The following is a 1,216-nucleotide window of genomic DNA, read 5'->3' as shown; positions in this document are numbered from 1 at the left end:
GACCGTCCGCACACGCTGTTTTACTGCGACCCACCGTACTGGGGGACAGAAGGCTATGGCGTGGATTTTGGACTGGAGCAATATGAAAAATTAGCGGGTATGGGACGGGATTTAGCGGGAATGATGATTATTTCGGTCAATGATATTCCTGAAATGCGGGCAGTGTTTCGAGGCTTTGCGATGGAGAGCGTCCCGATCCGCTATAGTCTTAATAGCAATCAGCCCACCCAACGGCGTGAGCTGATTATTACCGTTAAATAATCCCTTTCGCAGCCAAGAATGAGGAAAGGTTAGGCGCGGTGACGAGTTGCTTTTTTCTCAGTCATCGCTGCCAGGGTACGTTTCGCCACCTCTCGCGTTTCTCCAGGAATGTGCCGGAAGAACGTTAGCACCTCAGCCTCTTCTTCATCGCGTACCACATCGAGCGCACTGGCTTCATCGCTGCGCTCACCTGTAATCAAATAATTAACATCAACCCCCAATGCTTTAGCGGAGACCAGATAAGCGGCATCAGGATGACGTTCGCTTTTTTCGTAGTTGTACTGGGTGAGTTTTTTAACGCCACAGCGTTCGGCGAAGATCTCCTGGCTAAGTCCCAATCGCAGGCGCTCGGATTTGAGGCGATCTCCCACCCCTTCTAGCGTTAGCGTAACCCACTGCTGGGTATCGAGCGGGGCCTGTTCATCGCTCGAAGCCGTCGACGAGGTCTTGCCGGCCAGTTGCTGGCTCAACTGTTGCAGTTGTTTCTCTTTTTCGACCACCAGTTGCTGACTGCGTTTAAGCGCCGCTTCATCTTTGCGTAATGCGGCACGTAATTCCCGTACCGACATGCGATCAACCTCATCCAGCGTTAGGCCTGCGATGGTGCCGCCTTCAGCCAGCTCGGCGAGGTCTTCGTCGTCTTCTAACATCAGCTCATAAAGTTTGGTTTTTCCAAGTTTTACCAGCGATGGTAATTCTGACTGCAATCTAGGCGAAAGGTATTTGATAGATGCCTGCATCATGCGATGTGCTGTTCCATTAGTTAACGCTAACTGTTCTGTTAATATTTTTGTGAATTCCCCATAAGGCTCATTCTCTTTAAGAATAATTAGCCGTTTCCCCGCCTCCAGCATGGCTTCGGCACTCTGTGCCATATAAAAGCGCGCCTCATGCACAATGCGCTCGCGCTCATAGGGTAGACCATCCCCAAAACGTGCCATTACCTCCTGTTGGG

At 51.1% G+C, this 1,216-nt stretch carries 1 protein-coding gene and 1 pseudogene; one reads left to right on the top strand and one right to left on the bottom strand.

Going from position 1 to position 1,216, the window contains the following annotated elements:
- Nucleotides 1–261: pseudogene (locus tag CBG25_RS14350) on the top strand (DNA adenine methylase); the annotation flags it as partial.
- A gap of 29 nt (nucleotides 262–290) precedes the next feature.
- Here the strand turns inward: CBG25_RS14350 and CBG25_RS14345 are convergent.
- Nucleotides 291–1,216, bottom strand: a 926-nt coding sequence (locus CBG25_RS14345; protein WP_290607461.1) for a DUF3102 domain-containing protein, incomplete at its 5' end; no start/stop codon positions are given.

The sequence above is a fragment of the Arsenophonus sp. ENCA genome, from assembly GCF_002287155.1.
GTDB classification, from domain to species: domain Bacteria; phylum Pseudomonadota; class Gammaproteobacteria; order Enterobacterales; family Enterobacteriaceae; genus Arsenophonus; species Arsenophonus nilaparvatae.
The sequence above is the reverse complement of the archived record's forward strand: the minus strand, read 5'-3'. Positions and strand labels throughout refer to the sequence as shown.